The 23,438-nt window shown below is 59.7% G+C and carries 17 protein-coding genes and 1 pseudogene; 5 read left to right on the top strand and 13 right to left on the bottom strand.

Features of this window, described 5'->3' with window-relative positions:
• Nucleotides 1-53: 53 nt before the first annotated feature.
• The 3 genes from L9O85_RS04555 to pheS form a co-directional block, all read right to left on the bottom strand.
• On the bottom strand, nt 54-1,208 hold the full coding sequence (locus L9O85_RS04555; RefSeq protein WP_301579717.1) for a helix-turn-helix domain-containing protein: 1,155 nt from the start codon (nt 1,206-1,208) through the stop codon (nt 54-56).
• 490 nt (nt 1,209-1,698) lie between these two features.
• Nucleotides 1,699-4,398 (bottom strand): phenylalanine--tRNA ligase subunit beta, encoded by a 2,700-nt coding sequence (pheT, locus tag L9O85_RS04550; protein ID WP_301579716.1) that lies wholly within the window; start codon nt 4,396-4,398, stop codon nt 1,699-1,701.
• Between the two features lie 155 nt (nt 4,399-4,553).
• Nucleotides 4,554-5,579: a phenylalanine--tRNA ligase subunit alpha gene (pheS, locus tag L9O85_RS04545; RefSeq protein WP_108979455.1), complete on the bottom strand. Its 1,026-nt coding sequence runs from the start codon at nt 5,577-5,579 to the stop codon at nt 4,554-4,556.
• 370 nt (nt 5,580-5,949) lie between these two features.
• On the opposite strand from pheS, the gene L9O85_RS04540 reads away from it, so the two are divergent.
• The gene (locus L9O85_RS04540; RefSeq protein WP_301579715.1) at nt 5,950-7,350 is read left to right on the top strand and encodes a hypothetical protein; all 1,401 of its coding nucleotides are present in this window, start codon (nt 5,950-5,952) and stop codon (nt 7,348-7,350) included.
• 60 nt (nt 7,351-7,410) lie between these two features.
• Here L9O85_RS04540 and L9O85_RS04535 read toward each other — a convergent pair whose 3' ends face one another.
• On the bottom strand, nt 7,411-8,994 hold the full coding sequence (locus L9O85_RS04535; protein ID WP_108979457.1) for an NAD(P)/FAD-dependent oxidoreductase: 1,584 nt from the start codon (nt 8,992-8,994) through the stop codon (nt 7,411-7,413).
• A gap of 317 nt (nt 8,995-9,311) precedes the next feature.
• Here L9O85_RS04535 and L9O85_RS04530 point away from each other — a divergent pair, with 317 nt between their 5' ends.
• Together L9O85_RS04530 and L9O85_RS04525 are read left to right on the top strand one after the other, a co-directional pair.
• Complete coding sequence (locus tag L9O85_RS04530) at nt 9,312-10,445, top strand: site-specific integrase (protein WP_108979458.1); 1,134 nt, start codon at nt 9,312-9,314, stop codon at nt 10,443-10,445.
• 59 nt (nt 10,446-10,504) lie between these two features.
• Nucleotides 10,505-11,536 (top strand): inorganic phosphate transporter, encoded by a 1,032-nt coding sequence (locus tag L9O85_RS04525; RefSeq protein ID WP_301579713.1) that lies wholly within the window; start codon nt 10,505-10,507, stop codon nt 11,534-11,536.
• A gap of 49 nt (nt 11,537-11,585) precedes the next feature.
• On the opposite strand, the gene L9O85_RS04520 is transcribed toward L9O85_RS04525, so the two are convergent.
• From L9O85_RS04520 to L9O85_RS04510, 3 genes are all read right to left on the bottom strand, one after another.
• A complete protein-coding gene (locus tag L9O85_RS04520; protein WP_050625087.1) occupies nt 11,586-12,389 on the bottom strand; it encodes an ABC transporter ATP-binding protein in 804 nt (267 codons plus the stop codon).
• 1 nt (nt 12,390) lies between these two features.
• Nucleotides 12,391-13,290 carry an ABC transporter permease gene (locus L9O85_RS04515; RefSeq protein ID WP_050625088.1) on the bottom strand — a complete coding sequence of 300 codons (900 nt, stop codon included), beginning with the start codon at nt 13,288-13,290 and terminating at the stop codon, nt 12,391-12,393.
• An 80-nt stretch (nt 13,291-13,370) separates the two neighbouring features.
• Nucleotides 13,371-14,423 (bottom strand): ABC transporter substrate-binding protein, encoded by a 1,053-nt coding sequence (locus L9O85_RS04510; RefSeq protein WP_050625504.1) that lies wholly within the window; start codon nt 14,421-14,423, stop codon nt 13,371-13,373.
• A gap of 530 nt (nt 14,424-14,953) precedes the next feature.
• On the opposite strand from L9O85_RS04510, the gene L9O85_RS04505 reads away from it, so the two are divergent.
• Nucleotides 14,954-15,433 (top strand): TspO/MBR family protein, encoded by a 480-nt coding sequence (locus L9O85_RS04505; protein ID WP_077138784.1) that lies wholly within the window; start codon nt 14,954-14,956, stop codon nt 15,431-15,433.
• On the opposite strand, the pseudogene L9O85_RS04500 reads toward L9O85_RS04505, so the two are convergent.
• From L9O85_RS04500 to L9O85_RS04480, 5 genes and pseudogenes are all read right to left on the bottom strand, one after another.
• Nucleotides 15,420-16,252 (bottom strand): annotated as a pseudogene (locus L9O85_RS04500) (site-specific integrase). The gene L9O85_RS04505 and the pseudogene L9O85_RS04500 sit on opposite strands and share 14 nt — an antisense overlap.
• 578 nt (nt 16,253-16,830) lie before the next feature.
• Complete coding sequence (locus L9O85_RS04495; RefSeq protein ID WP_050625089.1) at nt 16,831-17,679, bottom strand: DMT family transporter; 849 nt, start codon at nt 17,677-17,679, stop codon at nt 16,831-16,833.
• A gap of 61 nt (nt 17,680-17,740) precedes the next feature.
• Nucleotides 17,741-18,574 carry a carbon-nitrogen hydrolase family protein gene (locus tag L9O85_RS04490; protein WP_050625090.1) on the bottom strand — a complete coding sequence of 278 codons (834 nt, stop codon included), beginning with the start codon at nt 18,572-18,574 and terminating at the stop codon, nt 17,741-17,743.
• A gap of 30 nt (nt 18,575-18,604) precedes the next feature.
• Nucleotides 18,605-19,948: a sodium/glutamate symporter gene (locus L9O85_RS04485; protein WP_276852308.1), complete on the bottom strand. Its 1,344-nt coding sequence runs from the start codon at nt 19,946-19,948 to the stop codon at nt 18,605-18,607.
• Between the two features lie 33 nt (nt 19,949-19,981).
• Nucleotides 19,982-20,857 (bottom strand): isocitrate lyase/PEP mutase family protein, encoded by an 876-nt coding sequence (locus tag L9O85_RS04480; protein ID WP_050625092.1) that lies wholly within the window; start codon nt 20,855-20,857, stop codon nt 19,982-19,984.
• Nucleotides 20,858-21,108: 251 nt separating this feature from the next.
• Between L9O85_RS04480 and L9O85_RS04475 the strand changes: the two genes are divergently transcribed.
• Nucleotides 21,109-22,035: a LysR family transcriptional regulator gene (locus tag L9O85_RS04475; protein WP_050625093.1), complete on the top strand. Its 927-nt coding sequence runs from the start codon at nt 21,109-21,111 to the stop codon at nt 22,033-22,035.
• A gap of 360 nt (nt 22,036-22,395) precedes the next feature.
• On the opposite strand, the gene L9O85_RS04470 is transcribed toward L9O85_RS04475, so the two are convergent.
• The gene (locus L9O85_RS04470; RefSeq protein ID WP_301579710.1) at nt 22,396-23,307 is read right to left on the bottom strand and encodes a tyrosine-type recombinase/integrase; all 912 of its coding nucleotides are present in this window, start codon (nt 23,305-23,307) and stop codon (nt 22,396-22,398) included.
• Between the last annotated feature and the right edge of the window lie 131 nt (nt 23,308-23,438).

Raw genomic sequence — 23,438 nt, 5'->3', positions numbered from 1 at the left:
TACTCCAAAAAGGAGGCGGTGTAAAGGGTATGGGGCAAAATTTTAAGAAAAATTTAGGACTCCTCCGGCTCCTGCCGGCCCTTCTGCTCCGCCGGCACCCACTCCACCCGCAGGAAGCAGCACAGCAGGTACACAGCGGCCACCAGAAGGGCGGCCACCGCCAGCTCCTCGCTGGGCTGGCCGAAGCGCAGATAATACTGGGTGGACATCTCTGCCTTTTCCTCCATCAGACTGCCGGAAAACAGGGAATAGACCTGGGGATAGGCCAGCATCCCCCGGAACCCCAGGCAAGCCAGCATCATGGCCAGGACCGGGAGCAGCATCCCCCAATGCCTCCGCTTCAGGCAGGGGAGCAGAGCCAGCACCCCTGCCATCGTCCAGACCGCCAGATAGAGTTCCTGCTGGTGCTGGTACCAGAATCTCGGCAGGAGAGTCTGCCGGTAGAGATACCAGAACCCGGCCAGGACGATGGGGCACAGAGCGGGCATGGCCTTGCTCCAGGCGAAGGGGGCCCGGGCCAGCCGGGGATGCCCCCGCAGGTCGGGCAGCCGCACCGGGAGATCCCCTCTCTCCCCCGCCAGCCGCCGGGCAGCCAGCTGAGTCAGAACGGTGAGGCCGCAGGTGCCCGCCAGCCATAGGGGCCCCAGAACAAGGACCAGCTGAAGCAGCGCGCCGGCATCCCCTCTCAGCAGTTGGAAAATCATGTTCTTCCACTGGCTCAGAACTGTGGGAAAAAGCACCTGAAACACCACGCCCCCCAGTTCTTCCGCCAGGGTCCAACTGACGCAAAAGCACATGGCCCAGCTGCCCAGGCGGAACCAGCGGGCGTGATAGGTGTAGTGAGCCTGGAGATAGATGCCGTAGGCCAGACAGCCCAGATAGAGGGCCCAGCACACCGGCACGGGGACGAACCTCCGCAGTAAATAAAAGGCCAGTCCTCCGCCGATGGCGAAGGCAAAGGAGAGCAGATTCTGCCAGTCGCTTTTCTGCAATGTGGGGACAGGGGCACCTGGGTCCAGCAGGGCATCCACCGTCACATCCAGTGCCCGGGCCAGAGAGAGCAGGGTAGGGACATCCGGGTAGCTCCCGCTCTCCCACCGGGAGACTGATTTGTTGGACACGCCGATGCGATCGGCCAGCTCCTGCTGGGTGAGCCCCCGCTCCCGGCGGTACCGTTTCAGCCGCTGGGCAAATTCCAGTTCATCCATGGTGTCTCCTCCTGTGATCCTTTCTTACCTCTATCATACCGGAAAAACGTTCCCGCCGCCACCCCGGAGGGTGAGAATCTGCTCTCGCGGGACAGGAATTTGTTCCCGGAAGTGGAAAATCAGGTCTCAGGCCGCAGGGGGCACATAGGATGCGTCCCCTGCAAGATGTTGTAAACCTCCGGCTCACAGCACTGTGCATTGCCGACCGGCTCAGCTGTCTGTACAGGTCTCGCGATCTCGTCCATCACTCTTTCTTTCCGGGATCACAAATAAAAGGATCAAATGCCAATAGGAATAATATAAAAACAGACAACATATCCCATACATCAGGTACAGGATCGCCCGCCCTGCTGCCGTCTCTGGCTTCGTACTGTTTTATGGTTACATCGGGCATAAAAAGCGGGGGCGAAACTTAGTTTCGCCCCCGCCAAAACTTTTCTGCGGGAAAACGCTTGTACGCGCTGCGCGCCCCGTCTGCCACGGGGCGGCCTCAGCGCAGTACCGCGCCCAGCTCCTTTTCCAGAGTTTCCAAAATCGCTTTCACATCGGCGTCCGCCTCTTCGGCGGTCAGGCTGCGGTCGTCAGCCCGGAGGACCAGGTTGAAGGCCACAGACTTCTTGCCCTCGGCCACGCCCTTGCCCCGATAGATGTCGAACAGGGTGACCTCCTTCAGCAGTCCCTTCGCCCCCCGACGGATGCAGTCCTCCAAGGCTCCCACGGTGACCGCTTCGCCGCACACCACGGCGATATCCCGGGTGACGGCAGGGAACTTGGGCAGGGGCACGTACTGGGGATCGGGGCCCTTCCCGCACATCAGCTGGTCAAAGTCCAGCTCGGCGCAGTAGAACTCTGCGTCCACGCCGTAGTTCTGGGCCACCAGGGGGTGGATCTGACCAAACACGCCCACCTCCTGGCCGTTGGCCAGCACCTGGGCACAGCGGCCTGGGTGGTAGGAGGGATTGGGGATCTGAGGGGCCTCAAAGGTGACGTTCGCCGCCCGGATCTCTCCCAGGATGGCCTCCACCGCCCCCTTCAGGGCAAAGAAGTCCATTCCTTCGCCGTAAGCGCCCAGAGAGAGCACCTTCTTCTCCACCGCCAGGCCGTCGGCCCCGCCAGGGAGATAGATGCGGCCCACCTCATACAGCTTGGCGCACTTGTTGCGGAAGTTGTAGTTCCGGGTCAGGATCTCCAGCATGGAGGGGAGCACCGTGGTGCGCATGATGGAGGTATCCTCCCCCAGAGGGTTGAGGATCTTGAAGGACTGGCGGCGGGGATCGTCCGAAGCCCAGCGGATCTTGTCGTAGTAGGTGGGGGAAATGAAGGAGTAGGTGATGATCTCGTCATAGCCGCATGCACGGCACACCGCCCCCAAGGCGCGCTCCAGCTCCTGCTCAGGGGAGTAGCCGCCCCGGGTGGTCTGGCCCCGCATGAGGGTGGTGGGGATGTTGTTGTAGCCGTGGAACCGGGCCACCTCCTCGGCCAGATCGGCCATGGCCTCCACGTCGGAACGCCAGGAGGGCACGGTGACCTGGTCTCCCTCCACCTGGAAGTCCAGCTTCTTCAGGATGGACACCATCTCCTCGGCGGCGATGTCGGTGCCCAGCAGGGCGTTGATCTTCTCCGGCTCCAGCTTGAGCACCCGGGGCTGAGGGACGTAGTTGAGGATGTCGATGACGCCGTCCACCACCTCGCCGGCCCCCAGCAGCTCCACCAGCTCACAGGCCCGCTCCACGGCGGGGAGGGTGTTCAGGGGGTCCAGGCCCTTCTCATACTTGGCGCTGGCCTCGGTGCGCATGCCCAGGGCCAGGGCAGTGCGGCGGATGGTGGTGCCGTCGAAGTTGGCGGACTCAAAGACCACGTCCGCGGTGTCGGAGACGATCTCGCTGTTCAGGCCGCCCATAATGCCCGCCAGGCCCACGGCCCGGTGCTCATCGGCAATGACCAGCATATTGGGATTGAGCTTACGCACGCTTCCGTCCAGGGTGGTGAGCTCCTCGCCCTCCTCCGCCCGGCGGACCACGATCTTGCCGCCCTTCACATAGCGGTAGTCGAAGGCATGCATGGGCTGGCCGTACTCCAGCATGACGTAGTTGGTGATGTCCACGATGTTGTTGATGGGGCGCACGCCCATGGCCCGCAGCCGCTCCCGCATCCACTTTGGGGAGGGAGCGATCTTCACGTTGCGCACCATTCGGGCGGTGTATCGGGGGCACAGGTCGGCCGCCGGGGTCTCCACATCCAGCAGCTCCGGCAGCACGCCGGGGCCGCCGCCCTTCACCACCGGCTGGTGGAGGGCCAGGGGTGCGTCAAAGGTGGCGGAGGCCTCCCGGGCCAGGCCGATGATGGAGAGGCAGTCGGGGCGGTTGGGGGTGATCTCGAACTCCACCACGTGGTCGTCCAGGCCCACCACCGGCTTCAGGTCGTCCCCGGGTTTACAGTCCTCGTGAAGGATGAAGATGCCGTCGGGGATGCAGTGGGGGAACTCCGCCTGCTGGGCGTGGAGGTCATCCAGGGTGCAGACGGCCCCTCGCTTGGTGTCATAGGCCACCAGGTCGCCGTTGTGGAGATTGGCACAGGTGGTGGTGACTGTCACGGACAGGGCCTCCTGGCCGGCCCAGAACAGGCGGCAGGTCCAGCCGGCCTCTCCGGCGGGCTCTACTCCCTCCACCAGGGCAGCTATCACCGGCCCATAAATCTTGTCCCCCGGCTGGATGTCCGCGGAGATAGAGGGCTTGTCCTTATCCAGGGGCTTGTAGTCCCCCAGGATGGCGGCAGGAGTGATGACGGCGTAGGGGAAGTCCCGGGTGTCCAGGCCCAGCTCACTCAGGCCGCACAGCATGCCGTTGGACACCACGCCCCGCAGCTTGCCCTTTTCAATCTTCTTGCCCCCAGGCAGGGTGGACTTGTGCATGGCCACAGGCACCAGGTCGTCTATGTGGACGTTCCAGGCCCCGGTGACAATCTGCACCGGCTCCTCCCGGCCCACGTCGATCTGGCACACCCACATGTGGTCGCTGTCCGGGTGGTGCTCCATGGACAGCACCTTGCCCACCACCACGTTCTGGATCTCGGCACCCAGGTCGTGGGTCAGCTCCACCTTGGAGCCGGACAGGGTCATGGACTCCGCAAACTCTTTATCATCGGCCTCAACGCTCACAAACTCGCTGAGCCACTTGCGAGATAGATTCATAGTATAAAACTCCCTTTGTTTGAATTAGGAATGAGGAGTTAGGAATTAGGAATTGTGGTGTCCGGTTTTGTCGGAATATTTGGAATTGAGCTGCGGAAGAAACCGCTTCAATTTCTAACTCCTAATTTCTAATTCCTAATTGATTTTTAGAGCAATCAGAATTGCTCTAAAAATCTAACGTCGTTCTCAAAGATGAGCCGCAGGTCAGCGATCTTGAAGCGGCGCATGGCGGTGCGCTCCAGCCCCATGCCGAAGGCCCAGCCGGAGTAGACCTCCGGGTCGATGCCCGCCATTTTCAGCACCTTGGGGTGGACCATGCCGGCACCCAGCAGCTCGATCCAGCCCTCCCCCTTGCAGGTGGGACAGCCCACGCCGCCGCACTTGTGACACTGCACGTCCATCTCGCAGGAAGGCTCGGTGAAGGGGAAGTGGTGAGGACGGAAGCGGGTCTTGGTGCCCTTGCCGTAAAGCTGCTCCACCACCGTGTTCAGGGTGCCCTTCAGATCGGCCATGGTGACCCCCTTGTCGATGACCATGCCCTCCACCTGGTGGAACATGGGGGAGTGGGTCGCATCCACCTCATCCTTACGGTACACCCGGCCGGGGGCGATGATGCGGATAGGCAGTTCCATAGTCTCCATGGCCCGCACCTGCATGGGGCTGGTCTGGGAGCGGAGCATCACCCGGCTGTCCTCGTCAAAGTAGAAGGTGTCCGACCAGTCACGGGAGGGGTGTCCCTCCTCCGCATTGAGCTTGTCGAAGTTGTACTCGGCCAGCTCCACCTCCGGGCCGTCCAGCACGGTGAAGCCCATGCCGATGAAGATGTCCTTGATCTCATCCAGGGCCAGGTACATGGGGTGCTTGTGTCCCAGCTTCACCTCGCGGCCGGGGATGGTCACATCCACAGCCTCGTCCTTCAGGCGCTGCTCCAGGGCCTGGGCCTCCAGCTTACCGGAGGCGGCCTCAATGGCCGCCTCCAGAGCGGAGCGGACCTCGTTGGCCAGCTGGCCCATGGCGGGGCGCTCCTCGGCGGACAGCTTGCCCATCATTTTCAGAACGGCGGTGAGCTCACCCTTCTTGCCCAGATACTGGACGCGCAGGCTGTCCAACTCGGCGGCGGACTGGGCCTGCCCAAAGGCGGCCAGCGCCTCCGAACGGATCTTTGCTAACTGTTCTTTCATCTGTGTTCTTCCTTTCAGAGGTAAATTGATCGGACGGGGGCGGACAGCAAAAAAGCCTTCCGCCCCAAACCTGTTGGGACGAAAGGCAACCCTTCCGCGGTACCACCCGTATTCGTGTCAGACACGCACTTGAACTTCCCGATAACGGCGGAACAGCCGTCCCCCTCTCAGGGGCCGCTCCCGGGCGAACCAAACGACACGCTTCAGGGCGGCTTTCAGCCGGTGACCACCCCTCTCTGAGAAACGAAAGCACGTTATTTTCCCGCTCTTCGCATTTGTACTAAAGGTATATATACCACAAATCTTCTTGTATTGCAAGTCCCCGGAGACTATAATAGAGGCGAGACCAGCAAAAAAGGAGGTCTTCTCCATGAAACGGCTCTTCACAGCCGCTCTCTCGGCGGCCCTGCTCCTGTCCCTCGCCCTTCCCTCCTCCGCCGCCGGGACCGGCCGGGCAGTGGACTGGGCCCTGTACACCGACATCACCGCCCAGATCAACGGCCACCCTCTGCGCTCCTACAATGTGAATGGCAGCACCGCCGTGGTGGCGGAGGACCTGCGCGGATATGGCTTCCAGGTCCTCTGGGATGCAGAGGACCGCACCCTTTCCGTGGAGCGGGCCGCGGACAGCACAGGCTGCCCTGCCCTCCCGGCGTCCTGGCCGGACTACACGCCGCCCGCCCTCACCCAGCCGGTGGGGACCCGGGCACAGCCCATCCTGTCCACGGACATTGACACCTATGTGGCCGGGCAGTATGTCAGGAGCTGCAACATTGGCGGCGAGACCCTGATCTGGTTCTCCGACCTGGCTCCTTACGGTGCCGTTGCCTTCGACGAGGACAGCCGCACCGCCGAGCTGACCCTCGGCGATCCCATGCAGATCCAGTTGGATGATCTGATCCAGCGCATGGAGGATGTAAAAGAGTTTATCAATGTGGAATATCAGCTGTATCCCTCGGCTTCCGGGACGCTATTTGCCGGCTCGATGGGCGGCGTTCCCCACGGGAGCAGTTTCCAACTATATTTTGTGAGAAACAACGGAACAAAACTCGATATCATCAGTCTTCTTCCCGCCTATATGGGTGGGTCTCACTCTTTCGCCCGTTATCGGGACATCGAACTGGATGATGCCGGAACTGTATTGACCTTTATTTCCCCGGTGAAAGAGACAATAAACTGGGCTACCGGCGAAACCAAGGACTGGGGAGATACCCTCTGTACAGTCGATCTGGTCAGCGGCACCATGCGGTCCATGCATCCCCTGTCCCAGACGCTGACCCAGTGGTCCGCCTATTATGAAGCAGAGACCTGGCCGGAAGGATTTCTCCCGCCCACGCCTCCCCTGTCTGACGGCAGTGTATCCCTGACCCTGAGCCGGCCCGAGGGGACAGCCGAAGTGGTCTGTCTGGATGGTTCCCTTCCTTCCTACTTCATGTCCATCACCGTCAGCCAGGACGGCATCGCCGTTGTCCATGAGCAGGGGTTGTTCAGTCAAGACTTTTTCGGCACCCCCTATGGGCTCCTCTATCAGAAGCTGTTGGACCTGGAACTCCCCTCCGTCTTTCAAGATGATTCTGATTTGGAGGCATCGCCGGAGCAGATGGCTCAGGCCGCTCAGTGGCTCCAGGCCGCCAAGAATGGGGAGCCCATTCCAGGCAATCTCTGGTGGAGCGGCGGCAATGGACACCGGGATCTGGTCTTTGACTTTGATCAGCCTGTCACTCTGGAGAACGGAGACATTCTTACCTTTCATATGGGTCTGCCGGAATGAACGGCCTCTTCTCCCCACCAAGCAAAAACGCGCTGCCCGCTGGGCAGCGCGTTTTGTTTTTTATCCCCGGGCCACGGCCTCGGCCACCCGGATGCCGTCCACGGCGGCGGAGACGATCCCGCCGGCGTAGCCCGCCCCCTCGCCGCATGGGTACAGGCCCCGCAGGGCGGACTGGAAGGTCTCGTCCCGCAGGATGCGCACCGGCGAGGAGGACCGGGTCTCCACTCCAGTGAGCACCCCGTCCGGCGCGGCGAAGCCCCGGAGCTTCCGGTCCATCAGGGGCAGGGCTCCCCGCAGCGTATCCGCCACCGCCCCGGGCAGGCACCGGTCCAGCTCCGTCCAGGTCACTCCTGGGCGGTAGGTGGGCCGGATGGCACCCGGTCCCTGGGAGGGCCGCTTCTTCAAAAAGTCCTCCACCCGCTGGGCAGGAGCCAGGAAGCCGCCACCCCCCGCCTGGAATGCCGCCCGCTCCCACTCCTCCTGGAAGCGCACCCCGGCCAGCGGTCCGGCACCGGCGGGGAAGTCCTCCGGCCCCACCCCCACGAGAAAGCCGCCGTTGATGTTCTTCCCATCCCGGGCCCGGAAGCTCATGCCGTTGGTCACCACCTGTCCCTGGGCGGAGGAGGCGGCCACCACCTCCCCCCCGGGGCACACGCAGAAGGTGAAGGCGGACCGGCCCGTGGGCAGGTGGCAGGCCAGCTTATAATCGGAGGGCGGGAGCTGTCTCCATGCCGGACCGTACTGCCAGGCGCTGATCTCCCGCTGAAGGTGCTCGATGCGCACCCCCACGGCAAAGGGCTTCTGCTCCATTGGCACCCCCGCCTGATGGAGCATGGCAAAGGTGTCCCGGGCGGAGTGTCCCGGGGCCAGCACCAGGGTGTCGGCTTTCAGAAGATAGCCCCCCTGGGGCCCCGCCACCCGCAGCCCCGTCAGGGCGTCCCCCTGTATGGTCAGCCCCTCCAGCCGGTGGCCGAAGCGCACATCGCAGCCCAGGGCAATGAGCTCCTGCCGGATGTGCTTCACCACCTGCCGCAGCACGTCGGTACCCACATGGGGCTTATGGGAATACTTCACGTCGGCGGGGGCTCCCGCCTCCACCAGCGTATCCAGCACAGCGGCGATGCGGGGGTCATGGGTGCCGGTGGTCAGCTTTCCGTCGGAAAAAGTGCCAGCCCCTCCCTCTCCGAACTGGACGTTGGAGCCCTCGTCCAGGGCCCCGGCGGTCCAGAAGCGGTCCACGTCCCGGGTCCGCTGGTCCACGTCCTGGCCCCGCTCCAGCACGACACAGGGAAAGCCGTTCCGGGCCAGGAACAGAGCCGCAAACAGGCCCGCCGGGCCCATGCCTACCACCACCGGGGGCAGAGCGGAGCGCCGTCCCGCTGCCGGAAAGGCGTATGCCTGCCGCTCCGTCCGGGACACGTTCCGCCCCGGCGCGTTTTCCACCAGCCGCTCCTCCTGGGGCATGGACAGCTCCACCGTATAGACATAGTGGACCTCGCTCCTGTTCCGGGCGTCGATGGACTGCCGGACGATCTCCAGCTCTCCCAGCTGCCCCGGCCGGAGCCCCAGGGCCCGGGCCGCCCGCTTGCGCAGCTGCTCCAAATCTCCGTCTACCGGAAGGGACAGGTTACTGATCCGGATCATAAGGTCCCACCCTTTCTTCTCCCGGGGCAGGGCCCCGTTTCGCGGTGTGATTGTACCACAGCTTCTCCTCCCGTGCAAGGGCACCGCCTGCTTTTGCCATTTTGCCCGGTCTGTCCGGAGGGCTTTCTGCCCTCTTTTTTCTCTTTCGATGCTCTCAGTGTACAGAGGGTATGCTTTCCCAATACCTGCAAATAATGAATGTAGGCCTTCGGCCTGTTTTGTCACTGATTTCCCCCCTGCTCCCCGCCCACCTATGCTATTCTTGTAACACGTTCCTGCAAAAACGACATTTTTCGACAAAAGGAGAGGATCATCTTATGGCAAGGAAACGAGTGGAACGCAACATTTCCTTTGATGACGTGCGAAAGGTATATTATGTCAGCATGGATCTGGGCAAGAACAGCGAGGGGAAGCGGGTCAAGCAGTACCGCACCTTCCCCAACCTGACCTCCGCCCGGACGGGCCTGCGGGAGTTTTACGCCGATCGGGACAAGCTCCTCCACCCGCCCAAGCAGGAGCAGACCCTGCGCCAGTGGCTGGATTACTGGATGGAGAACATCATCCGCCCCAACCGGGCGGAGACTACGGTGTATGCGTATCAGAAGATCATCGACAACCACCTGGACCCGCTGCTGGGCGCCGTCCCCCTGTCCAAGCTCAGCCCCAAGCAGATCCAGGAGTACTACCAGACCATGACGCGGACGGAGGGGCTCTCTTCCAACACCATCCGCCGGCACCATGACCTGCTCTCCGCCGCCCTGCGGATGGCAGTGCGGCAGGATATGCTCCGGGTCAATCCCATGGAGCGGGTGGAGCCGCCCCGCCCCAAGCTCCACGAGGCCTCCTATTATACCCAGGAGAACCTGAAGGTGCTCTACCAGCTGGTAGAGGGCCACTGGCTGGAGATGGTGGTCAAGGTCACCGCTGGGCTGGGTCTGCGGCGGGAGGAGATCTGCGGCCTGAAATGGGAGAGCGTGGACTTCCAGCGCCGCGTCGTCCATATCAAGGAGGCCCGCACTGCCTATGGCGCCACAGTGGTCCAGAAGGAGACAAAAAACCGCTCCTCCATGCGCACCCTGTTTATGCCTGACGAGCTCTATGAGCTGCTCCGCCGGGAGAAGGCCCGGCAGGAGCAGGAGCGGGCCATCCGGGGCGGGGATTACGCCGCCTCTGGACATGTGGTGCTGGACAGAGAGGGACTGCCCTACTCCCCCAACGCCCTGTCCCTGGCCTTCACCCGGTTCGTGCGGAAGAACCACCTTCCCCGGCTCACCCTCCATGGACTGCGCCACACCTTCGCCACCATCGCCTCTGCCCAAGGCGTCCCTCTGTTCGACATCGGCAAAGCCATGGGACACAGCACCCCCGCCACCACCGGCCGGATCTACACCCACCTGGTGGACCGCACCCATGAGGAGACCCTGCTGCTGGTCTCCGCCGCCCTGAAGTGACAGCTTCTCGGGACATACCCCCGCCTCCGCCCCCATATAGTGGGGGTGGAGGTGATCCCATGCCCCTGTCCCTGCCTGAGTTCCTGTGCCAGATGACGGCCAGCCCGGCCCTGACCCTCACGGTGCTGCTCACTCTGGCCGTCCTGCTGGTCAACGGCTGGACCGATGCCCCCAATGCCATCGCCGCCGCTGTGGTCACCGGGGCCCTCCCTTTCCGTCCGGCGGTTGGGCTGGCCGCCCTGTGCAACCTTCTGGGCGTGCTGTGCGTCACGGCGGTGAATACATCAGTGGCCGAGACCATCTACTCCATCGCCTCTTTCGGCGGCGGTCCCCGGGCGGCCCTGGCCGCCCTTTGCGCCGCCATGGCTTCCATCGTTCTCTGGGCGGCAGCGGCCTGGTGGTTCGGCATCCCCACCAGCGAGAGCCACGCACTGGTAGCCGGCATCTCCGGGGCGGCCGCCGCCCTGGAGGGCAGCTTGTCCTGCATCCGGTGGGACTGCTGGGCCCGGGTGGTGCTGGGGCTGCTGGTCTCAGTGGGAGCGGGCTTCTGGGCGGGCCGCCGGGCCCTGAGGGCGCTCAGCCGACTGTCCTGGAGCGACCGGCTGTTCCGCAGGGCCCAGATCCCCGGGGCTGCCCTCACCGCCTTCCTCCACGGTGCCCAGGACGGGCAGAAATTTCTGGGCATCCTTCTACTGGGCATTGCCCTGTCCCAGGGCCGTCAGGACGAGCAGACCTTCCTCATCCCCTTTTGGCTCATGGCCCTGTGCGCCGGTTCAATGGCCCTGGGCACTGGGATGGGCGGGCGGCGCATCATCGACACCGTGGGCCGCGAGATGGTGCGTCTGGGTCCCCGGGAGGGGCTGGCCTCCGATCTGGGCGGCGGCGGCTGTCTGCTGCTGGCCACCCTGCTGGGCCTTCCGGTGAGCACCACCCACACCCGCACCGCTGCCCTGCTGGGTGCGGGGAGCACCTCAGGCCGCCGGATCGACTGGTCGGTGGCCCGCTCCATCGCCCTCACTTGGGTGCTCACCTTCCCTGGCTGCTTCACCCTGGGCTGGTGCATGGCCCGGCTGTTCCTCGCCTGGGTCTGAATACAGCGCCGCCCCGCCGCTGATCGCGGCGGGGCGGCGCTCTTTCCTTTTATTCCGAGAGCAGGATGCGGTCGTTGTCCAGCTCCCTGCCGGCCCCAGCCTTGAACCGCTTCAGCAAGTCCTCCACCGTCAGGCCCTTCCGCTCCTCCCCCCCAATGTCCAGCACGACCCTTCCACTGTCCATCATCAGGGTGCGGTTGCCCAGCTCCAGAGCATTTTTCATGTTGTGCGTCACCATCATGGTGGTGATATGATGCTCCGCCACGATCTCCCGGGTCAGGCCCAGCACCTTCTCTGCTGTAGAGGGGTCCAGGGCCGCCGTGTGCTCGTCCAGCAGCAGCAGCTTGGGCGGGACCAGCGTGGCCATCAGCAGGGTAAGCGCCTGACGCTGTCCGCCGGACAGCAGCCCCACGGGCTGCTTCATCCGGTCCTCCAGCCCCATATCCAGCAGGGCCAGCCGGTCCCGGAAGAACTGCTTCTCCGCTTTGCTGGTCCGGCTGAAAAAAGCGTTCTGATTCTTGGCAGTGCGCAGATAGGCCAAGGCCAGGTTCTCCTCGATGGTCATATGAGGCGCCGTCCCCCGCATGGGGTCCTGAAACAGCCGCCCTATTTCCCGGCTGCGCTTGTACTCCGGCTTGAAGGTGATGTCCTCCCCCGCCAGGCGGATGGCGCCCTCATCCACATAGAAGGCCCCCGCGATGGCGTTGAAGAGGGTGGATTTACCCGCGCCGTTGGAGCCCACGATGGTGACGAAGTCCCCCTTCTCCAGACGGAGGGCAACTCCGCTCAGCGCCTTCTTCTCGTTCACCGTTCCGGGGTTGAAGGTCTTGGAGATACACGCAAGTTCCAGCATCTCAGCGTCCCCCCTTTCTCATTTCCGCCTTCCGCTTCTGGAAGGCAGCCCACTGCTTGAGGGTGGGCGCCGCGATGGCCAGCGCCACCAGGATGGCGGTCAGCAGCTTCATAGCCTCGATGATCCTGGAGCTGAGGGCCGCCGCATAGATGATCCGGTAGAGGATGCTGCCCACAAAGACGGAAAGCGCCCCCCGCAGCATGGAGCCACGGCCCAGCACCGTCTCACCGATGATGAGGCAGGCCAGCCCGATGACCACCATTCCGGTGCCGATGTTTACGTTGGCGCTGCGCTGGGACTGGCCCACCAGAGCGCCGGAAAAGGCAGTGAGGGCGTTGGCGATGCACAGCCCCACGGTGATGGTGAAGTTTGGGTTGATGGAGGAGGCCCTGACCATGTCCCGATTGTCCCCCGTGGCTCGGATGGACAGGCCCAGCCGGGTCCCCAGGAAAGCCACCAGCAGCAGGGCCGCCCCCACCGTCAGCACCCCGCCCAGCAGGATCTCGCTCCAGGCTCCGCCGATACCGGTAGCCTGGAACATGCGGAAAATAGTGTCCTGGCGGAGCAGGCTGGCGGTGGAGGTCCACCCCATGGCCATCAGGTTGATGGTGTAGAGCCCCGTGTTGGTGATGATGCCCGCCAGGATGGAGGGCACCCCCATCTTGGTCTGGAGGAAGGCGGTCACAAAGCCTGCCGCCGCCCCGGCAGCCATGGCGGCAGGGACCGCCAAGACGGGGTGGCCTGCGATGCACACTGTCACCGACACGGCCGCCCCCAGGGTGAAAGCCCCATCGGTGGTGAGATCGGCAATGTCCAGGATGCGGTAGCTGAGGAACAGAGCCAGGGCCACCGGTGCGTACAACAGGCCCAGTTCCAGGGCTGTCTGGAGAATATAGAGCATAGCGGGTTCCGTCCTTTCAGGCCAAAGCCCCTCCGGCGTCCTGCCGGGGGGACTGGCGGTATTGTGCGGTCAGGGTGTGCTTAGTCCTCGGTGGTGGCCACTTCCACCACCTGGCCCATGTCGCTGAACATGGAGTAGTCCGCGCCCAGAGTCTGGGCGGTCTCGGTGTTGACGGTGATGATGCCGCCCTCCACCAGATAGTAGTCCTCCATGCCGTCCATGCCCTCCGACGCCACCTGATAGGCCAGGTCGGCGGTCTGAGTGCCCAGGTCGGTATAGTTCACGCCGCAGGTGGTGAAAGCGCCGTTGCGGACAAAGGAGTCAGCGCCTGTGTAGTGGGGGATGCCCGCCTCCGCCAGTTCGGGGGCAATGGCCAGCTCGGCCTCCATGATCTTGTTATCGGTGGGGGTGAAGACTGCGTCCACGCCGTCGGCGATCAGCGTCCCGGCCGCGGCGATGACCTCATCTACGCTGTTTGCGGTGTACTCTTTATAAGCGATGCCCTTGCCGTCCAGATACTCCTTCGCCTCTGCAATGGGCTTGGTGGAGTTGGGCTCAGACAGGGAGTAGAGCAGGCCCACAGTCTGCACCTCCGGGTCCTGGGCCAGCATCATGTCCAGGATGAACTGGGTGTTCAGGGCGTCACTCATACCGGTGACATAGTCCAGGTCCAGCAGATCGGCCTGCTCCGGGTCACTGACGGCGGCGTACACCACTGGGATGCCGGTGCCCTCGGCGGCCACGGTCATCAGCTGGGCGGCGGTGGTGGCCACCGGAATGATGACGTCCACACCATCGGCCACTACCTGGGCGCCGATCTGGTTCAGGATGGTCTCGTCCCCCTGGCCGCTGTACACCTGGCCGTAGTCGATGGTGATGCCCTGCTCGGCGGCGATCTCGTCCAGCCGGGCGGTGATGGCGTTGGCGATCTCATCCAGGGAGGCATGGTCCATCTGCTTCACTACCGCCACCTTGATGGCGGTGCCGCCGGTCTCGGAGCCGGAAACGGCCGGGGCAGGGGCGGCGCCGGAGGAGGCGGAGCTGCTGCCGCCGGAACAGGCGGCCAGGCCGGCCATCATGGTCAGGGACAGGGCGGCAGCGGTAAACTTCTTCATCATGTCATGCTTTTTCATCGTGTTTTCCTCCAAAAAACAAAATTTGTTCGGGTGGGCGATGGAGGGGCCGGTGCCGGCGGCCTTGACTTGGGAGCGCAGCCAATAAAAAAACAGCTCCTCATCCCACATGGGACAAGAGCTGCACTCCTGCGATACCACCCAAATTGACGTAAACGTCCGCTCGCTTCACGCGCCATCACGCGTGCCCGATGGATAACGGGTGGGTCCCCGTCGGCATCTACTGAGCCAAAGCCGTTCAAGCCGCCCTCGGAAGTCCATTCACACAGTTGCGCCCCGCCCTGATCCCACCACCCAGGACTCTCTGAAGGTTTGCCCACTGGCTACTCATCTTCCTCGCAGGTTTCTGCTGATTGATTTGTTGGGCTTATTATAGCCGCCCCTTTCCCACTTGTCAACCCCTTTTTTCTGGACCTCCGTTTTCCACAGGCTGGGAGCGGGCCGCCGGAGCCCTCCCTATCAGCCGCCCCGGTCCGAACACATAAAATTTCCGATTTCACATATGCTGTCCATGGGTGATGAAGATGAAAATGAAGAAGCATCTATGGGGGACCTATGGGACTTGGGTCCTCTTCACCGAGGCGGTGGGCGGCCTGGCCGGCTGGCTGACCAGGGACGGTACACAGCTCTATTCCCAGGTCATTACCAAGCCTCCTCTTTCCCCGCCAAGCATCGTGTTTCCCATCGTATGGGTGATCCTGTTCGCCCTGATGGGCATTGGCGCGGCCCGGGTCTATCTGGCGCCCCCCTCCGGTCTCCGGTCCCGCAGCCTGCTGCTCTTCCTAGTCCAGCTCGCTTTCAACTTCTTTTGGAGCATCATTTTCTTTCAGTTCCAGAATTTCGGCTTTGCCCTTGTCTGGCTGGCAGTGCTTTGGGCCCTGATCCTGTGGATGCTGCTGTCCTTCCTTCAGGTGGACTGCACCGCCGGGTGGCTGCAAGTCCCATATCTCCTCTGGGTGACCTTTGCGGCCTATCTCAATTGGGGTGTTTGGCTGCTCAATCCACGTTGAAAAAGGCTCCGGGCTCATAACCCGGAGATCGCAGGTTCAAATCCTGCCCCCGCAACCACAAAACCGTCTGATTTCTTTTGAAGTCAGACGGTTTTCCCTGTTTATTGCTCAAAAAAGTCGAGACTGATTTTTGGACCTTTGGGGTTGACCCATATTCTGACCCATACGAGCCAAAAGCGAGGTCCGGGTGCGGCTCTGCCGCGCCCGGACCTCGCTTTGTTTTAGGATATTTCCAGAGGGCGTTCGCCAGCACCTTTCCCATGGCTCTCGCCGCCTCTTTCTGGGCCGCTGTGGTCACATGGGCGTAGGTGTCCAGGGTGAAGCCCGCCAAGTAGTGACCCAACATCCCGGACACCGTCTTGATGTCCACTCCGTTCTGCAGGGCCAGGGTGGCGAATGTATGCCGGAGATCATGGAACCTGACTTTGGGCAGTCCCGCCCGTTTCAGCACCCGGTGGAGCATGTGCAGGACGCTGTCCGGGAGATGGGGCCGCCGCTGGGTGACGGAAACACCCATGGGCTGCTACCCGCTTTTTTCTTCTGCTTCAACAGAACGCTTACCGCATCCTCTGCTAATGGAAGGGTGCGGTGGGCATTTTTCGTTTTCAGAGGTGCCTCTACCACCTCACCGTTTATGCAGGAGATCTGCCGCCGTACCCGGAGGTCACCTCGGTCCAAATCAAGGTCCTCCCACTTGAGGCCCAGTAGCTCTCCCCGCCGCAGGCCGGTGGCCAGCTCCACGTAGTAGAGCTCGAATACACCGCTCTCTTTCGCCTCCCGCAGGAAGGAGGCCAACTGCTCCACCGGCAGGGTTTTCATCTCTCTGTGCTCCACCTTAGGCAGAGCGCGGCCCTCCGCCGGGTTGGTGAGGATGATCCGCTGCTCCTGGGCCAGCTTTAGGGCTGAGGAAAGAATCTGGTGGATGTTCCGCACCGTCTTGGCACTAAGGCCCTTGGGCTGCCCTTTAGCCTCCAGCCGGTCTACCCAATCTTTTGTCAGCAGCTTCTTGTAGAGCTTCTGTAAGTCCAGAGATTGTGTCTCCTTAATGGCGGCGTTCAGCTTCTCCTTGGCCTCCTCCTGAGTTCTGCCCAGTACATTCTTGTAGATGGTCTTGCTCGTCTCCGGGTCATGTCCTGCCGTGTACCGTCTCTCCCATCGAAGAATCAGCTTGTACTGTTCTTTGACAAAACCTGTTTCTGCTCTTACCACAGCCCAGAACCATTTTTAAAGGGGCTTGATTAAACGGCTGGCCCCCCCTCCGTCTTCAAGAAAGTATATCGCAGCTAATAAAAGCAAATAGTTTGGAATTCAAAAATCGGTGTTTCATCATGTTACAAGACAGTTATCTTTGTTTACCGGAGAGGGTTGCTTTTATGTAACCATGGACAGCACCGAAACTACCCTCTTGTCCGAGACGCTGAAGATGGGGTCAGTCCTGAAACCACTCGAATCGTAACCGACACAAGGATCACCGCTGCACCCACAATGGTCAATGCCCCCGGTCGCTCATCCAGGAACAGGAATACCCACACTGGGTTCATTACTGGATCAATAATTGGTATTAACACTGTTTCCAATGCGGACAAGCCAGTACTGGCCTTAGCATAGAGGGTATAGCTGACTGCAACCAACAGGCCGGCCAGCAGAAGGAACAGCAAACTAATCGTGTCCGGCATACCGGCGTTCCACATAATAGGCAGTCCTGCCACAGCGGAAATTACATTGCCCAGATACATGGATAGTGCGGGATTCCCGTCCTTCTGCAGCCGCAGAAAGATGGAAATACCAGCAAAGGTGATTCCGTTAAAGATGGAGACGATATTTCCCTTTAAACTCCCACCGCTGTTGCTGTCCAAGAAGAAAAAGATCATCCCTAAAAAGACAAACCCTACACTGATAATATCCGCCCATCCGACCCGTTCCCGCAGAAAGAGCCAGGACAGCAGGGCCACATAGATGGGTGCAGTATACTGCATCATAATAGCAATGGCGGAGGAAGTGAGAGTAGTGGAGGTAATAAAGCAGTAGTTGAAAGCGGCGTAACAGATTGCCCCACCGATGACATACCTGTCGATTTTTTGGAAGCCTTTCCGCAGAACCATGGGGGCCAGAAGGATAACAGCGACTAGGCTACGTCCCGCCGCAATGGCGTACGGGCTCCATTCAATCATTTTAATATTGAATCCTGCCAGACTCCACATCAGAGCAACAAAGCACGTGATGGCGATGGCTTTCTTATGGCTCATGGAATCCATTCCTCCCTCATAAATAGAAGAGCAGGACCGCTACCCTGCTCTTCCTTCTGAATCACTGTTTGGTACGCAACAGACTATAGACGTCAGGCCGACGATTTTCCAAGGTAAAGATCTGTCGGCGAACCTGCTGCAAATAATCCAGATCGATCTCCGCTGTAATCACCTGAGGGTGGTTGGACGCCCGTGCGATCACATTGCCCCAGGGGTCTACCACCAGAGAGTTGGCATAGGCCTGGAACTTGGGCTTCACGCCGTACTGCGCCGGAGCCACTACATAACAGCCGTTTTCAATGGCTCTGGTGCGCAGTATGGTCTCCCAATGATCTTTGCCGGTTGGCATGGTAAAATCAGCAGGCATCAGAAGGATCTGCGCCCCTTCCAGGGCCATAATACGGTACATCTCTGCAAAGCGCATATCATAGCAGATGGACAGACCCAAGTGGCCCACCTCTCCTGTGTCCACGGTGACGATCTCATCGCCCGGGCAAATCCGCTCTGACTCCCGATTCACCGGACCGTTGGGGATGACCACATCAAAAGGGTGGATCTTGTGGTACTTGGCTGCCAGATTACCCCGGGGATCGATGACCATGGTGGAGTTAAAAGGCCGGGGATCATTGGGGTTTTTCTCATAGATACTTCCGCAGTGGAGCCAGACTCCATATTTTTTTGCCTGCTCCGACATGAGCTGGAACGTAGGACCTCCGGGAATTTCCTCCGCATGCCCCGCATTATCCAAACCCACATAGTTCATGCTCTCCGGCATGGTGATCAGCTTGGCGCCACGAGCCGCAGCCTCTTCAATAAAGGAGACTACGGTATCTAAATTCTTCTGTACATCATCTTGGGAATCAAGCTGCAAAACAGCTACGGTAAATTTATTCAAAGGAATACTCCTTTCTTAATTATAATGCAATCAGACAGATGCTTTTTTCCGGTTGCGTCCAAACAAAATCTCGCCGCCAATCAGGAAAAACAGCAGCAGCGCAACAGAAATCACGGTGGTGATCGTAGGCATAGTAAAAATCATTAGAGAACCCACTACCATGTAGGGGATCTGCCAGGCATAACCCAAGGTACTGGAGGTAGAAATGCAGGTGGAAGCAGTCGTCTCGTTGTCAGGATCCACCACCTTGACGAGCATCAAGCCGGTAGCCAGTACGCCGCAGGCCATGCCAAACAGGCCTACGCCAGTCTCAAAGGGGTTATCCTGGAGCCAACGCTTGCCCAGCACGAAGCAGACAAACAGGTTGACCAGCACCATGCAGATGGAGATGAGCACCAGCGGCAGCGCGTAGGAGACAAACACCTGCCGGGAAGTAGTGGCAATCGCAGCGGTGATCATATACTCCAGTGCAGTTCCGGTGATGCGGTTCATCAGCTTGCGGTCGATGCGCTCTCTCAGCGTTGTTTTGTTGATCACAAAACCTATGATCATACTGGATACCAGCACGGCGCCTACCAGAGGAAAGTTGGACATGATGGGATGAATCTTCATCAGCAGTGTCCGGACCACAATGCCGATCACGACTACAACGCCAACGATAGCCAGCTGAAAGGCCAACGGATCCAGGGAGGACACATTGGTCACACCATTGCCAACAGACACCCGGTTTTCCGGACGGATGTAGCCGGTACGCTCTCCCTCATCCATGTCCGCAAAGGACATCTTTACATGGGTCAGGCCCCTCTTGGCTCCCATATTGATAATTACCATACCCAGGATCACGCCGCACAGAATACCGATCGTAGCGAAGGTCACGCCCACGCCCACTGCATCGTTCCACAAGCCGGCATCCTGGATGATGTTACCCACGGTGGTGGCATTGCCGTGGCCCGCATAGAAACCCCAAACGCCCATGTAACCGAACTGATAAGGAAGCGTGCTGCCCAGCACCCCGAACAGCGCCGCGATGCCAAGACCAACTACCATCTGCCCCTGGTGGGCCGCACCGGCCAAAAAGGTGGTGGCCATACCGTCACGGCCCACTTGATTGAGCTCCAGGCTCAAGAACATCGTGGCGCACACAACAATAACCAGTACTCCCGACCACTGCCCAATGCCACTGGAAAACGGAATGTAAACAGGAGACACTTCGCCCAGCCAGCTGGGGCTGAAAAACATACCGATGGTTCCTGCAATCAAAGAGGTGGGGATAAAGTAACGTTGGAAAAGGGTAATCCGCTTACGAAGTTCAAAGCCGATGAGAAGCAAAACGCTGAGGTATGCAAAATCTTTCAATACATCCGTCAATGTCATGCAGGTTCACACCTTTCTCTTTGAATAAGATTTTCAGGGCACCGAATAGTAGGGGGTATATTTCTCTACCAGGGAAACCTGTCCCATCATGCGGTGGATGCGGGTGGGGGGATCTGTCATCTTGTCCCGTACCGAAAGCGTAGAACCCTGGTCGGCCAGTGCACCCAGAACTTCGATCATGCCCTGAGATGCAGCCAGCATGGAAGAGATAGGGAACAGTCCAATTGAGAAATTCAGCTCCTTCACCTGCTCAATGGGTACATTGCCGCCCACAAAGCCTTTCTCATTGAGATTAACCATGAGGGGAATCGCAGCCTGCTGAGAGACCTTTTCCAGCTCCTCCATAGACTTGATCCCATCCACATAGGCGTAATCTGCACCGCACTCCTTGGAGAGATTGATGCGGCGGATGGCTTCATCAATACCATAGCCGTACAAATTTGCACAGGTGCGGAATACAATCACAAAGTCAGGCGAAACATTGTCCCGGACCGCTTGGATCTTGGGACTCATCAAATCCCAATTGATGATTTCGTCTCGGGCGGGGTGGCTGGCGGGGAGAACCTTGTCATCAATCTGCAAGCCAGCTGCTCCCAGCTGCTCATACATGGCACCGGTGTTGGCTGCCTGAATGGCATTGCCAAATCCGTTGTCCGCGTCCGCCAGCAGAGGCGCAGAACAGGTAGAAACGATGTGCTGAATGGCAGTACCAAACTCCGCCAAGCTCAAAAAGCCAAAATCGGGACGGCCCAGCACACTGTAGGCCAGTGCTCCGCCGGACAGAAACAGGGCAGGGAATCCCGCCTCCTCTGCGATCTTGCCCGACAAGCAGTCATATACACCCGGCAGGGTTAAAAATTTGTTCTCCGCCAAAATACGGCGCAGGTCCTGGGCATGATTTTTGCTCATAACAGACTCCTCCTTATTTTCTGTTCTGCACCTTGCATTCTTTCCCGCAATGTGGTCTATCCTTGTTAAGAATTGTACAACATAGCCACTTACAATGTCGAATACCCATTTTGACATGACGATATGATAAAAAGCGCATAGGACAGTGGAAGAAATCTTTTGCGCGATATACAATAGTCTGATATCATTAGATAAAACAATTTCACGATCAAACAGATCTCCGCCCACTCATGTCCGGAAAGGAGCTTACTATGATTGACCAGCGTTTTTGCAAATATATTAAAACCATTGCTCAATATCATAGTTTTTCCAAAGCGGCTCAAGTTCTTTATGTCTCTCAGCCCGCCCTGAGCCGGTTCGTAAAGAAAGTGGAAGATGAGCTTGGGGTAACATTGTTTGACCGGGATACCATTCCCTTGCGCCTTACGTTAGCCGGTCAGCGATATCTGGAATATGTGGAACAGTTTCAGGGTCTGGAGCGGAATATGCGGCAGGAATTTTCCGCCATGGGCAAGCAGTCCTTCAACCGTCTGACCATCGCTACCCTCCCTCTCCTGGGCATCTATGTTCTGCCACGCATCGTACCGGATTTTGCGGAGCAATTTCCTTCTGTGGATCAGAAAATCGTAGAATGCTCCAGTGCTGAAATCTTAAAACAGCTAGACCATGACGATGTAGATTTGGTGCTGACCAATCTTAGGCCGGACAATCCTCATCTGCGCTACGAACGCCTCATGGGCGATCCTGTGGTGCTGGCTACGCAGTATGATGAACAAATGCAGCAGTACTATCCTGACTGCGGCAACAATTTGGAACACCCACTCCAGGTAGACCTGTCCCAATTTGAGCAGCAAACCCTGATTGTTCTTCGTGCCTGGCAGAACATGCGCATCGTTGCTGAGACGATCTGTCGGCATTACTCTTTTGCCCCTCAGCGGGTGGTGGAGGTACCAAGTCTGTCCTCGGCGCTCAGTTTGGTAGGCTGTGGACGGGGAATGACCTTCATCTGCCCCTCCTATGTTCACTGTATCCAGCCCCAAACTCCCTTGATCTACTTCTCCCTTCCGGAAGTCGCTACCCTTACGGATATAGTGGCAGTATCCCACCGTGACAACCAAAACCCTCTCGTAGATGCGTTTTGTCAATGTGCAATGCGTAAGCTGCACAGCTGCAAATAAAGGTCATGCAGAACTTCTGGGCTACATCTGTTTCCGCTGGCCCAAACCGTGATCCATACAGGGTTCAGGCTGGATGGATCCAATGGAGCCAAACCCACATCCAGACCGCAGCTCATATCCCAGAGATCGGAGGTTCAAGTCCTCCTCCCACAACCAAAAATCCGCTGAAATCGTATGATTTCAGCGGATTTCTTTATTACTTTTCTGCCCGGTTTATTTTTGTGTCTGCTGTTTGACCTATACTTTGATCCACGTCGGCACAAGCTCCGGATCTCTCCCCTCGCCGTCCGCGGCAGGGTCCGCTCCCTCCGCTGCGCCTCCTTTCCAAATGTGCCTCGCTGCTCTGGACTCACATTTGGGTTACTTCCCCTCCAGCACTCCCGCCATAGTTTGTGCCGCCTGACACTGGGCAGCCCCCGTCACATAGGTGTAGATGTCTAGGGTGAACCCGGCAGAGAAGCGACCCAGCATCCCGGACCTCGTCTTGATGTCCACTCCGTTTTGCAGGGCCAGGGTGGCGAAGGTGTGCTGGAGGTCATGGAACCTGACTTTAGGCAGTCCCGCCCGCTTCAGCACCCGATGGAGCATATGCAGGACACTGTCCGGGAAGATGGGTCCACCGTTGGGCGACGGGAACACCCACAGGCAGCTGCCCGCTTTTTTCTTCTGCCCTAACAGTACGCTTACCGTATCCTCCGCCAACGGCAGGGTGCGGTAGGCGTTTTTTGTTTTCAGCGGTGCCTCCACTACCTCTCCGTTGATCCGGGATATCTGCCGTAGAGCCCGGAGGTCACCCCGTTTCAAATCAATGTCCCCCCACTTCGGGCCCAGAAGTTCTCCCCTTCTCAGCCCGGTGGCCAGTTCCAGATAGTAGAGCTCAAATACGCCGCTCTCCCTGGTTTCCCGCAGGAAGGACCGGGGTTGCTCCACCGGAAGGGTCTTCATCTCCCGCTGTTCTACTTTAGGCAGGGCACAAACCTCCGCCGGGTTGGTGAGTATGATCCGCTGCTCCTGAGCCAGCTTTAAGGCAGAGGAAAGAATCTGGAGAATGTTCTGCACCGTCTTGGCGCTGAGGCCTTTTAGCTGTCCCTTGGCCTCCAGACTGTCTATCCGGCCTTTGGTCAGCAGCTTCTTGTAGAGCTTCTGCAAGTCTAGAGAGGTGAGCTTTTCCAGCGGAATGGCTCCGATGTTGGGAACTATGTAGTTGTCGATGCACCCCCGGTAGGTCTGGTGAGAGGACGGGCGCACTCTTTTGCATAGTTCTCGAACCACTCGTTCATCCATTCCCCCACTGCGTACTTCTTCGATTTCACCGTGTTAATATCCCTTTCCATTTCTATGGCTTCTTTCAGCTTTGCCTTGGCCTCCGCCTGGGTCCGGCCCAGAACATTTTTGCAAATTGC

The sequence above is a fragment of the Lawsonibacter asaccharolyticus genome, from assembly GCF_022453915.1.
GTDB classification, from domain to species: domain Bacteria; phylum Bacillota; class Clostridia; order Oscillospirales; family Oscillospiraceae; genus Lawsonibacter; species Lawsonibacter asaccharolyticus.
The sequence above is the reverse complement of the archived record's forward strand: the minus strand, read 5'-3'. Positions and strand labels throughout refer to the sequence as shown.